General features: G+C 54.7%; 14 protein-coding genes and 1 pseudogene. 6 read left to right on the forward strand and 9 right to left on the reverse strand.

Going from position 1 to position 12161, the window contains the following annotated elements; all coding sequences use genetic code 11:
• The first annotated feature begins 121 nt into the window (after positions 1-121).
• Entirely contained in the window at positions 122-1045 is a 924-nt protein-coding gene (locus tag WFM46_RS20045; RefSeq protein WP_336998358.1) for a LysR family transcriptional regulator, read from the forward strand.
• Here WFM46_RS20045 and WFM46_RS20050 read toward each other — a convergent pair.
• Positions 1042-1947, reverse strand: coding sequence for a LysR family transcriptional regulator (locus tag WFM46_RS20050; RefSeq protein ID WP_336998350.1), 906 nt, complete (start codon positions 1945-1947; stop codon positions 1042-1044). The genes WFM46_RS20045 and WFM46_RS20050 overlap by 4 nt on opposite strands.
• 138 nt (positions 1948-2085) lie before the next feature.
• Here WFM46_RS20050 and WFM46_RS20055 point away from each other — a divergent pair, with 138 nt between their 5' ends.
• Positions 2086-3015: an aromatic alcohol reductase gene (locus tag WFM46_RS20055; RefSeq protein ID WP_159339380.1), complete on the forward strand. Its 930-nt coding sequence runs from the start codon at positions 2086-2088 to the stop codon at positions 3013-3015.
• A gap of 16 nt (positions 3016-3031) precedes the next feature.
• Here the strand turns inward: WFM46_RS20055 and WFM46_RS20060 are convergent, their stop codons facing one another.
• Positions 3032-3910 carry an AraC family transcriptional regulator N-terminal domain-containing protein gene (locus tag WFM46_RS20060; RefSeq protein WP_180210189.1) on the reverse strand — a complete coding sequence of 293 codons (879 nt, stop codon included), beginning with the start codon at positions 3908-3910 and terminating at the stop codon, positions 3032-3034.
• 158 nt (positions 3911-4068) lie between these two features.
• Here WFM46_RS20060 and WFM46_RS20065 point away from each other — a divergent pair, with 158 nt between their 5' ends.
• Positions 4069-4824: an SDR family NAD(P)-dependent oxidoreductase gene (locus tag WFM46_RS20065; protein ID WP_103179765.1), complete on the forward strand. Its 756-nt coding sequence runs from the start codon at positions 4069-4071 to the stop codon at positions 4822-4824.
• 29 nt (positions 4825-4853) lie between these two features.
• On the opposite strand, the gene WFM46_RS20070 is transcribed toward WFM46_RS20065, so the two are convergent.
• Positions 4854-5444 carry a TetR/AcrR family transcriptional regulator gene (locus tag WFM46_RS20070; protein WP_336998359.1) on the reverse strand — a complete coding sequence of 197 codons (591 nt, stop codon included), beginning with the start codon at positions 5442-5444 and terminating at the stop codon, positions 4854-4856.
• 76 nt (positions 5445-5520) lie between these two features.
• Between WFM46_RS20070 and bdcA the strand changes: the two genes are divergently transcribed.
• Positions 5521-6234: an SDR family oxidoreductase gene (bdcA, locus tag WFM46_RS20075; RefSeq protein ID WP_336998351.1), complete on the forward strand. Its 714-nt coding sequence runs from the start codon at positions 5521-5523 to the stop codon at positions 6232-6234.
• 4 nt (positions 6235-6238) lie between these two features.
• On the opposite strand, the pseudogene WFM46_RS23905 reads toward bdcA, so the two are convergent.
• The 5 genes and pseudogenes from WFM46_RS23905 to WFM46_RS20095 all read right to left on the reverse strand — a co-directional run.
• Positions 6239-6409, reverse strand: a pseudogene (locus WFM46_RS23905) (GNAT family N-acetyltransferase); the annotation flags it as partial.
• A 9-nt stretch (positions 6410-6418) separates the two neighbouring features.
• Complete coding sequence (locus WFM46_RS20080) at positions 6419-6838, reverse strand: translesion error-prone DNA polymerase V autoproteolytic subunit (protein WP_103179769.1); 420 nt, start codon at positions 6836-6838, stop codon at positions 6419-6421.
• A gap of 224 nt (positions 6839-7062) precedes the next feature.
• Positions 7063-8529: a DUF1254 domain-containing protein gene (locus WFM46_RS20085; RefSeq protein ID WP_336998352.1), complete on the reverse strand. Its 1467-nt coding sequence runs from the start codon at positions 8527-8529 to the stop codon at positions 7063-7065.
• A 10-nt stretch (positions 8530-8539) separates the two neighbouring features.
• Complete coding sequence (locus tag WFM46_RS20090) at positions 8540-9445, reverse strand: DUF1214 domain-containing protein (RefSeq protein ID WP_336998353.1); 906 nt, start codon at positions 9443-9445, stop codon at positions 8540-8542.
• Positions 9446-9472: 27 nt separating this feature from the next.
• Positions 9473-9928: a DUF1254 domain-containing protein gene (locus tag WFM46_RS20095; protein ID WP_336998354.1), complete on the reverse strand. Its 456-nt coding sequence runs from the start codon at positions 9926-9928 to the stop codon at positions 9473-9475.
• A 108-nt stretch (positions 9929-10036) separates the two neighbouring features.
• Here WFM46_RS20095 and WFM46_RS20100 point away from each other — a divergent pair, with 108 nt between their 5' ends.
• Positions 10037-11062: a LysR family transcriptional regulator gene (locus WFM46_RS20100; protein WP_336998355.1), complete on the forward strand. Its 1026-nt coding sequence runs from the start codon at positions 10037-10039 to the stop codon at positions 11060-11062.
• Positions 11063-11210: 148 nt separating this feature from the next.
• Positions 11211-11738: a helix-turn-helix domain-containing protein gene (locus WFM46_RS20105; RefSeq protein ID WP_336998356.1), complete on the forward strand. Its 528-nt coding sequence runs from the start codon at positions 11211-11213 to the stop codon at positions 11736-11738.
• 37 nt (positions 11739-11775) lie between these two features.
• On the opposite strand, the gene WFM46_RS20110 is transcribed toward WFM46_RS20105, so the two are convergent.
• On the reverse strand, positions 11776-12161 hold a 386-nt coding region (locus tag WFM46_RS20110; protein WP_336998357.1), incomplete at its 5' end, for an OmpP1/FadL family transporter.

Below are 12161 nucleotides of genomic sequence, written 5' to 3' on the forward strand. Positions count from 1 at the left end.
AACCGTGTCGCCTATCCGGTAAGATTGCATAACGCCCTCCGCCTGTTCTCGGCATAGTTGATTTACCAGTTTGAGATTCACTATGCTGCTGGGATAAATAACATTCAAATTGATTAACATGATGAAGAAAATCATTGAAAATGATTTTAACCGGATAGATTTGAATCTCCTGACGGTGTTTCTGGTGTTATATCGGGAAGCGAGCGTCACCCGTACCGCAGAGGTGCTGCATCTTGGGCAACCGGCCATCAGCGGGGCGTTGAAAAGACTGCGGGAGATGTTTGATGACCCGCTGTTCGTTCGCGCGGCCCGGGGGATGCTGCCGACACCGCGCGCCGAAGCCCTGATGGTTCATATGCAACCGCTGATGGAAAACCTGCATACCGTCATTTTTGGCGCTCAGGACTTCTCTCCCGCCACGGCAAAACGGACCTTTCGCCTGGGCATAAGCGACTGGAGCGAGCACTGGCTGATGCCGGATCTCCTGCCCGCCATCGCCCATCAGGCACCTGGCGTGGCGCTGCATAGTCTCCCCGCCGATCCCTTTCAGGTACGTCGATTACTGGAGGAGGATGCCATTGATATTGCCGTTTCGCTGAACAAGCAGAGCACGGGAGAGATCGTGAGCGAGCCCGTCATGACAATGGGCGTTTCGACGCTCTGGTCAGCAGAGCAGATCCCCTGTGAAGGGCCCTTGTCGGTAAACGACTTTATCGCTTATGAACATGTTATGGTGTCGTATCGCGAATCAAGCCACAGTGAAATTGACCGGCAGCTTGCCAGCCAGGGGTTGCAGCGGCGCGTGCGTTACGTGACGGCCAATTTTTCCACCTTTCCTCTGCTGTTAACCACGATGCCCGTTTTCGCCACGGTTCCCGACGGACTGGCCCGACGATGGCAGCAGCATTTTGCTTTACGCACCAGCGCCACGCCCGTGAATTATCCCTCGTTTACGTTGTGCCTGTTGCGCCACAAGCGCCGGGCGCAGGATCCAGCGCTGAACTGGCTGGTGGAGCAGTTAAAAAGAGCCATACTGCGCGTTTAAGCCCCCCTCACAGGTTGTAGCAGCACCGCGCGGCTCCAGTCATAAAATGCGCGCACCGAAGGCGGTAAATACCTGTTTTGCGGATAGACCAGCGAAAGCGGCAAATCAAAAGAGAGGTTATCCATGCAGGCGATGAGCGCGCCGTTTTGCAGGTAAGGCGCAACCAGATAGCTGGCGACACGGATTACCCCAAGCCCCTGTATACCGGCCTGAATATAGGCGTCGGTATCATCGACAACCAGCGTCTCCTTCATCCGGATCGCGCAATCGCCCTCCTCAAGGGTAAAAAACCAGTCGGTGGTGCGTCCGGTGCGATGGTTGAGATAACCAACGGCGTAATGCCTTTCCAGATCATCAACATTTTCCGGCTTACCATGGGCGGCAAGGTATGCCGGAGAGGCCAGAACCACCCACTTAAAGTTCGCGAGAGGTCGGGCCACCAGCGTGGTTGAATCGTCGATTCTGCCGGTACGAATCACGCAGTCATACCCTTCCTGAATGATATCTTCGACGTTATCGCTGGAACACAGGATCAACTCCAGCTCAGGATACAGCTGCAGAAACTCCGCTAGCCTCGGGAGAATGCAGTGCCGGGCCAGCGACTGCGGCATCCCCACCTTGAAACGCCCTTTGGGCTGCGCCGCCCGGCCAGGAAAAGAGGATTCTATGGCGGCAATATCAGCCAGCACGCGTTTGCACTCCTCATAGTACCGTCGGCCATCGGCGGTCACGCTGAGTGTGCGGGTGGTTCGCTGCAGAAGCTTGATCCCGAGCCAGGCTTCCAGATCCTTAATCACGCGGGATACCGTTGAACGCGGCAATCCCATCGCTTCGGCTGTCCTGGCGAAGCTATGGGTATCCACCACGCCGACATAGACCTGCATTGCTTCCAGCTTATCCATATTGCCCTCCAGACCGACTGATTATGCCATTTTCACGAACAGTCTAACCCGTCCTCAGCCTCTTATCGCATAAACCACCCTGCCATAAAATGGCCTTAATAGCAGCAAACAAGCTGCTGACAAAGATGAGGAATAAAAATGACAGAGCGCAATGTTAATCAGGGCGAAAAAGTATTGGTGCTGGGAGCGGGACAACTGGGCACCGCCGTACTGGATTTTCTGATCCCGGCAGTCACACGGCGAAACGGCAGCGTCTCGGTTATCGTCTCGCCCGGGTCACTGGATCAACAGGGCAATCTGCTGGCCGATGATCATCAGCGACTGGCTGATTCAGGCGCAACATTTATGGCCGTTGACGTTGCAGCCAGTACGATTGAATCGTTAAAACCCCACTTTGCTGGCTTTGATACGGTGATCAACTGCATGGGTTTTATCGCCGGTGCAGGCACCCAGATAAAAATTACCCGCGCGGTGCTGGAAGCGGGCGTGAGACGCTACTTCCCCTGGCAGTTTGGCGTTAATTACGATGTGGTCGGCAAAGGAAGCGGCCAACCCGTCTGGGACGAGCAGTATGAGGTCAGAACCCTGTTGCGGGAACAGCGCGCGACGGAGTGGGTGATTGTGTCAACCGGTATGTTTACCAGCTTTCTCTTCGAGCCGGCGTTCGATGTGGTGAATTTAGCCAACAGAACCCTTCATGCTCTCGGAGGATGGGACACCCAGGTCACCGTGACCTCACCCGCGGATATTGGCCGGCTGACCACGGCGATCTATTTGCAGCAGCCGCGTATCGTCAACGAGGTGGTCTTTGTCGCGGGGGAAACAACCTCCTATGGCAAACTGGCGGAAACGGTTGAACGCGTGACAAAACAGACCTTCGCGAAAAGCGTATTCACGCTGCCCGCCTTACAGGAAGAACTGCGTTTACAGCCGGATGATCCGATGCTGCGCTATCGCGTCGCCTTTGCCCGGGGAGAGGGAGTGTGGTGGCCGATGAGTGAAACCTGGAATGCGCGGAACAATCTGCCCACGCAGGATATTGCCTCCTGGCTCAAAACGGCCATTTAACGTTTGTCTCCCGGCCTCAGGCGCTGGCTTTAGCCAGCCGCCTGTCACGCCCCGGCGGCACGCCATACATCCGGGCATATTCCCGGGTGAACTGCGACACGCTGGCATAGCCTACCCTGTAGGCCGCCTGGGCAATGGCAGTTCCTTCTGTCAGCATCAGCCGACGGGCGTGGATCAGGCGCAGCTGTTTCTGAAACTGTAACGGCGAGGTGGTGGTGATAGCCCGGAAATGTTGATGGAACACGGAAACGCTCATTCCCGCCACGCCGGCAAGCTCTTCAACGCTTATCGTGCGGGTAAAATCCTTACGCAAAACCGCGACCGCGCGGCTGATGCGTGCGGAATAGCTCTCTGCTGCGCCAAGGGCACGGATAGCCGTCCCGTGTACGCTGCGAAGTAGCCAGTAATGCAGCTCTCTGCGTAATCCCTCACCCAGGACCGCCAGCGCGGGCGGGTCGTCAAACAGTCTTGCCAGCCGGTAAGCGGCATCCGCCACCCCGGCATTCATTGGTTCAATGCCGACGTAAGGCCCGTCACCCTGTCCTGCGGGTGCCAGCGCCTGAAGCTCACGCAGGATGGCAGTATCCAGCTCGAGCACCAGGGAATAGTAGGGATGGCGAAGGCTGGCCTGGGTAATCTGGCTGATCGTCGGCACATCCGCAGCAATCACCATCGCCTCGCCCGGGCCATAGTCAAAACGTTCAGTACCGGTTGTGACGCATTTGCGTCCCTGCAACAGCATCGCAATCAGCGGTTTGTTGATGGCCGCCTGCAAATCGCCGGGATGCAAAGCCCGGACAATCGTCAACCCCGGAACCGGCGTAACAGCAACCCCGCTACGGTCAGCGTGCGTATCAGCATAGCGGCGGCAAAGCTCGAACAGTGCAGCAGGCATAGGATCCTTTCGGGCAAGTTTTTAAACGATAGTATGTGATAACTGGCGACAGAACACCCCCCTGGAAGAGAAATGGGCAAAACTTCACAAGGATCGGGCAATGGCCACAGAGGGGCTTCTCCTACTGTAGTGATACCACTCAACAGACAGGAGCTGTCATGAATAAAATCGCACTTATCACCGGCGCCAACCGTGGCCTCGGCCGTCGTACCGCCCTCGCCATTGCACAACAGGGGGGTGATGTCATTGTCGCTTACAGAGGAAACACTGAGCAGGCTGAAGCGGTTGTCGCGGAGATCCGCGCGCTGGGACGCAAAGCGATTGCCCTCCAGCTTGATATGGCGCAGACGGCAAGTTTCCCGCGCTTTGCTGAAACATTGCGCACGCAGCTTGCTGAAGTCTGGGCGCGCGACACCTTCGATCATCTGATTAACAACGCCGGTCACGGTGAGTTTGCTACCCTGGCCGATACCACCGAAGCGCAGTTCGACGGGTTGTTCGACGTTCACGTCAAAGGGGTGTTTTTCCTGGTGCAGGCGCTGCTGCCGATGCTGGCCGACGGCGGGCGGATCGTTAACTTTTCGTCCGGTTTGACCCGGGTTTCCTACCCGGGATTCTCGGCCTACGCCGCGGCAAAAGCGGCGGTTGAGATGCTGGGCGTGTATATGGCCCGCGAGCTGGGCGGGCGCGGTATCACCGTCAATACCGTCGCGCCAGGGGCCATTGAGACCGATTTCGGCGGCGGCCTGGTGCGCGACAACGCCGATGTTAACGCACAGTTTGCCGCCATGACCGCGCTCGGGCGTGTCGGCGTTCCCGATGATATCGGACCGATGGTCGCCAGCCTGCTGCGTGACGACAACCGGTGGGTGACTGCCCAGCGTATCGAGGTGTCGGGCGGACAGACCATCTGATCCCCACGCCATAAGAACCGGGTCTGGCCTCAGCGCGGAAGTAACGGCGCCAGGGCCAGCCCTGCCAGGCGCACGGTCTCCTGCAGACGCGCCAGACTATCCCCTGCCCGCGCTTTCGCCGACAGTCCCGCCATCAATGTGCTGATAAAGTCGGTCAGCCGAACGGCTTCGTGCGGATAGTATTGGGCAATATAGGCCCGGATAGTCTCTTCCGCGGCAGTGTGCAATTCGCTTGCCGCCTCGCGCGCAGGCCGATCGTTGCAATGGATCCCTTCCAGCACCAGGCACCCGGCTGCCGCCGGATCGTTCACATAGCGTTTTGCCGCGTCGTGCAGAATATCCATCAGGCACTGCACCACCGGGCGGTCGTGACGCAGGAGTTCAGTAAAGGGGATCGCGCCAGTATGGCTATACCGCTCCAGCACCCGGGTGTAGAGCCCCAACTTGCTGCCAAAAGCGGCATAGAAGCTGGGGGGATTAATGCCGAACGCCTTTGTCAGATCGGCCACACTCACCGCGTCATAACCCTGCGAGTGAAAGAGATGTTGGGCAGTTTCAATGGCCTGCTCAGGATCGAACCGGCGAGGTCGTCCTGGGGTACGGCTCTTTTTTGTAGTGATCACTACATTACTCCTTGACGGCACGCGTAGCCGACGCATATTGTAATGACCACTACAATATCATAAGGAACGTTTTATGGCTGCACTGCAAAAGAGATCGGTACTGGTTTTAGGCGGAAGTCGTGGCATTGGCGCGGCTATCGTCAGGCGCTTTGCCTCCGAGGGTGCATCGGTGGTGTTCAGCTATGCGGGATCGCTAGACGCCGCCGCGCAGCTGGCCGCTGAAACCGGAAGCGTGGCGGTACAGACCGACAGCGCCGACCGGGATACGGTGATAAAACTCGTGCGTGACAGCGGGCCGCTGGATGTTCTGGTCGTCAACTCAGGCATTGCGCTCTTTGGCGATGCGCTGGAGCAGGATAGCGACGCCGTCGATCGCCTCTTCCGGATCAACATTCACGCGCCTTACCATGCCGCGGTTGAGGCGGCCCGGCAAATGCCGGACGGTGGACGCATTATTGTCATCGGTTCCGTGAATGGCGATCGCATGCCCATTCCGGGGATGGCCTCGTATGCGGTCAGCAAATCGGCACTGCAAGGACTGGCGCGCGGCCTGGCGCGTGACTTTGGCCCACGCGGGATCACGGTTAACGTCGTGCAGCCCGGCCCCATCGATACCGATGCGAATCCAGAGAATGGCCCCATGAAGGAACTGATGCACAGCTTTATGGCAATTAAACGACACGGGCGTCCTGAGGAAGTGGCGGGCATGGTCGCCTGGCTGGCGAGCCCGGAGGCGTCATTCGTGACAGGCGCCATGCACACCATCGATGGCGCGTTTGGCGCATAATCTTTCAGAGGGAGGGGTTAGCGAGGCGCTTGACGAAGCGCTTCCTGACCTCTTTATCACCGTTATTTTCATAAAAATTATGCGCCCTGACGCGTCTTTCACTGCCTGAAAGCTCAATCTGCGTACAGCCTTTCTCCAGGGCGAGGCGTTCAGCGGCGGCGAGAAGTTTCTGTCCTGTTCTCGCCTAATCCGCCGACTTCACGATATAGGTCACCACGCCAAAGATATCGAGCGACTCTTCGCTGCTCACAAGGATGGGCGAATAAGCGCTGTTCATCGGGTTAAGCTGTACCCGGGGACGGAGCTGCAGGCGTTTTACCGTAAATTCCCCCTCCACCGCGGCAATAACAATATCCCCGTGCTGCGCCGTTCTGGCGCTGTCGACAATCAGCAGATCGCCGTCGCCGATCCCGGCGTCAATCATCGAATCCCCGGCCGCCTTCACAAAGTAGGTCGAGTTGGGATGCTGAATAAGTAATTTGTTTAAATCGATACGCTGTTCAACATAGTCCTGGGCCGGACTGGGAAAACCGCACTGCACCACATCGCTGAAAAGGGGGAGCGCAATCACCTCGCGCAGCGCTGAAAGTTGGTAAAACTCCATGATTCGTTCCTCGAATACTGTTTTTATATACAGTAGTCGTGGCGCGAAGCGCAATCAAGTCGCAGGCCGACAACGGCGGTTTATTACTTAACCGCTTCGCTTACAAGTGATTATTGCAATTAGAAATATTTGTTTTGTAAATGTTTTCTGGCCTGGAGGGCGTGGGGCGTTTATCAGCATGCAAAAAAGCCCCCTTGCGGTCGGCAAGGGGGCTACGGCGTAAATTACTTCACGGTTTCAATTTTAGGCGGTTGCCACGTTCCATCCAGAATCGCTTTTTCGCCCCAGTAGGCGCGAATATAGAGCGAGAATGTTCCGTCTGGCGCAGGCAGCCAGTTATTCAGTTTATCTTCCGATGGGCGCGTTTTACTGACGTAGAGCGTCAGGGAGCCATCCTCGTTGAACTTCAGGTTTTTGTTTTTGGTCCCCAGCGAATAGCGGTTAAGTTCGTTCGGACTGAACAGATGCTTGCTGTTATAAAGCGTTAAAGACCAGAAGCCTTTCACCGGCGGAAGTTCCCCTTTCGGGAAGGTAACGGTGTAGTTATGTTCGCCTGAAAGCTGGGTACCGGCTGCGTCATTATCGGTATAGAAATATTGCGTTTCGTCCGGTTTGTTATCGAACATGTTCGATTTTGAGGTGCCGGTCCGGTTGTAATAATCGACGCCAAACTCGGCGTTGTTTTTAGAGCGGTTCCAGCCATTGCCCGCCGGTACGCCGTTATGCTTCCATTTGAAGAATTCGGCGATGACGGTTTTGTCCGTTTCGACTGCGGCCTCGTCCATCCACTTACGGATTTCCGGATTTTTCTTCCCGGATTCGACCAGGTGACGGTATTGCGCATACATCGCCTCTTCGCCCGGTAGCGGCGGAACTTTATTCAGCACGTTTTCAAACTGATCGAAGAATTTTTCCGGAATGACCCACTTCGTTTCGCCCGCATTTGGATCCGCGGTTTCACCCACGGAAGGCAGCGACGAATAGTCGTAGGACTTCATTTTGCCGTCAAACTGACTCAGCGGATAGGTCATCACCTCTTTAATGGGCGCCTGAATCGCCGCCCTGTCTTCTGGCGTATCGTCCATCTGGATACGCGGTATCACGTTCGCCATTTCAGTCGAAGAGCGGATGATGCCGTTAATGCCTTTTGGCGTTTCGCCTTTCCAGTCAGGACCAACCAGCAGATAAAAGCCCGGTTTGGTGCCATAAGGTTTGCCGACGTTTCCAATCTGGTCGGTTCGGGCATCATAGATGGCGTAGACCCAGAAACGATCGCCAAAATCAGGCACCTGGATCACGACCGGCTCTTTTTCCAGCTCATAGAAGCCCAGGCCGTAGGCCACGTCCTGATTCGGACAGGTCACAAAGGTCTCTTCGGGCTTGATGTAATCCGTCAGCATGCTGAGTTGCCCCATGGGCGCCACCGGCACCATCCCGCCGTTAAGGGCGGGATATGGCGCCTTCGTTATGGTTTCGCGGCGGTTGAACTGGTTGACCAACGGCCAGCCCCAGATATAGGCCTGCTGCGCCATTGCCTTGACGTAGGCCTCCGGCATCTGCACATCTAACGAGGGCTGGTTCAGCTGGTCAAAGGTTGTGGGGTGCGCAATGGTGAGCGGCGCAGTTTCCGCCCATGACCCGACGCTGACGGCCAGGGTCGTGAGCAAGGCCAGCGTTTTAATTTTAAGCATTTTCAGATCCTTATTTATTCATCTGAACCAGATCGTCTGGTACCCAGGTTTGGTCGTAGAAACCGTCTTCCGTGCCGTAGAGACGGAGTGCGACAAGGAAGTTACGGTCAGGAACAGTCTTGATAAAAGCGGTGTCATCTACCCCGTCCGGCTTATTCGGACCGAACCAGAGATCGATAGAGCCATCGCTGTTTTTAGGGATGTTGTAATAGCCGTTTGTTGAAGGCAGGAGTTGGCCCGTTTCGGGCATGGTGCCATCGGTGATGTTATAGGCCGTCACGGCCCAGAAGAGCGCCGCTGGTGGGTTCGGCGGTAAATGCAGCTTATAGGTGTTGCTGCCATTGAGGAACTTGCCGGTGTTATCTTTAACCGCGTAAGGATATTTTGACCCGGCCCCGGTCGTGTGCATCACCATGGCCGCGGCGCTGGAGTACGCAATCTGGAAGAACGCTGCCCGCTGGTTGGCATCGAGCGTACCGTACTGCATCCACTCTGCCGTCGCCCCTGCCCAGGAGTTCTCCCACTGACGGTCTTTGTAATAGAGCTGGCGCTGATCGTCCCGGCCCATCTGACGCCGTGCCAGAATCATCCGCGGCGCAGTCTCTACGGCTTTATTCAGCAGCGCCTGCTGTTCAGGTGTCGGGTTAAAGGGCTTGCCTTTAACAATACCAATGCTCAGCAGCGCGCTGCGCGTTTCATCTGGTATCGCGGTAAGCGGTTCGTAATCCACAAAATCTTTTAGCTTTTTCCAGTAGCTGGCGTCCGTTGGATAGACCATATTCACGCGCTTGCCGCTGGCATCCGGGAACTGCATCGGTTTGACATCTTTTTCAACATCCCAGAGCGGGTAGATGCGGGTGGTTTCAGCATTTTTAACCGCCGGTACGGGATCGGGTTTACCCTCGCCTTTGCCCATGATGGTGCGGAAAAAGAGGAATACATTCTAGGTTGAGGATTTAAACGCGTAATAGCCTTGGGGTACTGGCCCGTCGTAGTCTGGCGGCAACAGCAGATAGAGCCCGCCACGTGCGCGATCGGGGCCGATCGCGCCAACGTCAGTGATGGTTTTCTTGAAGAAGTCGGTGAACATCCCGATAACGTTGGCAGGCGCCTTAATGACCAGTGGCCCCGTCTCTTTCAGGTCGAGATAGCTCATCGAATAGATCACGTCACCGTTTGGCGTAGGCACGACCGCGCGGCTGTCCATGCGCTCTTTCCAGATAGGTAATACGTTATATCCTTTGCCAAAGGCCGCTTCCGACCCGTCCCGCAGACCAATCGTATTCAGTAAGGGAAGCGTCTGAATATAAGTCTGAATAGCATCCTGATAATAAAGCTCGTTACTTAATGACTGTGCTTCTTGCTCCGGCAACCAGTTGCCGTTATTAAGCTGTTTCATTAAAGGCGATAAAGGGGCGTTTTCTGCGAATGTGGGGAGTGAAAACAGACAGGCCAACAAATTTTCATTAAATAATAGTAGGCAAATAAAAATAGGTAAGCTTAAAAATTGTTTATTTATAAATTTGCACGTGAGCGTGTGGAGGGACGGACTCGTCTATTTGTCTGCCATCTGGCAAACGATCCTGCACATTGGATCGGTGCGGTTTCTGCTAAAATTTATCTAAAAAACAGGAAGAGGCCAATGGAACACAAGTTTGATATCAAAACCTTAAGAACCATTCATACTCTTTGCGCCTGCGGTAGCGTAATGCAGACGGCGAAACTGTTAGGCGTCTCGCCCGGCGCGATCAGTTATACCCTCAACAAAGCACGAAAGATTACCGGCTCTGCCCTTTTTTTTCGTTCCCGCACCGGGATGGTCCCGAGCAGTCTGGCAGAAGAACTTAGCCAAAAATATCAAAAAGTTGCCAGGGATCTCGACGTAGATAATCTCCTGTCAGCAACGGAAAAAGAGATTTTTACCGTCAGCTGCTATTCCGTGCTTGAGCTGCTGTTGTCGACCGCGTTAATGGCTGCCAGCAAACCGCTACCCCGCATCAATTTTTGTACGGCCAGTGAAAATGATGAGGCCAGAATAGCCAGGATCAGAAATAAAGAGGTGGATATTGATATTGGCACCCGGCTACCCGTTAATCACTCTATTATTCAACTGAAATTCCTCAGCAGTGGCATCTCCGCTGTCGTCCGTCACGATCACCCGCTGATAGGTGACACCTTTACCCTGTCTGACTGGACGCAGCACCAGCACGCCATCTGGTCCAGAGGGATGCACCTGATTAGCGACAGCGTGGAACAAACAAACCGTTTTAACGCCCTGTTTCAGACGCGTAACGTCGCCTTTGTCGCCAGCAGCACGCTGAATCTGGTGATGCTGTGCGCCCACAGCGACCTGATCATCTTATTGCCGACCGTGATCGCCCACCCGCTTAAGGCGCTGCTGCCGATAAAAATACTGGATGTGCCGCCGGAGCTTGAAATGAATTATGAATGCTACGTGCATTACCATCATTCACTCACCGCTAATCCGCGGCTGGGCGAATTAATTCACCATTTTCAGGCAGCGGTAAGCTAAAGCTAGCAACAATATTCCTTCAGGATAACAAGCATATTTAATAAATTTAAATTGAGTATTTAACAGTTTGCCCTGGCGTTTAATTTACAGCCAATCGCTATCTGTATAACCTAGCCTCATCATTGACCTAATAAATTACGACATTATTATGAGAGCCATTCTATTAAGTGATAACTACTATTTATGCTCAGGCGTGCAGGGTTCAAGGGTTGATACCTTATTCATTTGCGGTGAACTGGAAATAGAAAAGTTGCGAAAGACCAGCGCCTTCACAAACATTATCATTGCCATTGAACACGACAGCCTCAGAAATAATGTCATCAGAGCCATCAAAAAATCCAGATCGCGGTATATCGTTTTACTGAACGTGATTGAGCCAGGCCGTTATGTCAAAATTGATAACATTATCTATTCGTCGTTACGCTTTAACCTACAGCCCCTACAGTATCTGATGGAGTTTTATCACAGCGTGCGCCAGCATACATTCACTCGCAGAGAATACGATGTGTTAAAGCTGGTACATCTTGAAAATAATAAGATTGCTAAACGTCTTAATCTGTCGCACAAAACCACCAGCACCTACCGCATGAAAATCCAGGAGAAGATGCATATGCGGACAAAAAACCAGCTCGCCATGCACCGGGTTAAATCCGCCCTCCTCGCTCAGAAATTATAAACAGCCGCCGCGATCGGGCGGTGGCTGCTCCTGACGCTTAAAACTGATAGCTATAGTTCAGGCTGGCAAACCACAGGTAGGGATCGTCATAGCTGCCTTTCAGAATAGCCGGAGACTGCACCCGCGAGGACTGCATATGCAGATAAGAGACCGCGAAGCCAATATTGCTCTGCGGCGTCACCTGATACTGCGCACCGGTGGCGAAACGCCATTCGTCCCCGGTCGGCAGGGCCAGCGACGCATCGTTCTGTGATTCATAGATGGTGCTGTCAAATGCCACCCCCGCATTGATCCGCCACTGCTCCGCCGGGCGATACTGCACCCCCAGCGCCGTGTGCCAGGAGTCCTTAAGGCGGTTTTTCTTGTCGAGATCCTGCCCCACCACCGTAATTTGCGGGGCACCAAACTGGCTCCAGTCCTGCC

The organism is Leclercia sp. M50, from assembly GCF_037150775.1.
Classification (GTDB): Bacteria; Pseudomonadota; Gammaproteobacteria; order Enterobacterales; family Enterobacteriaceae; genus Enterobacter.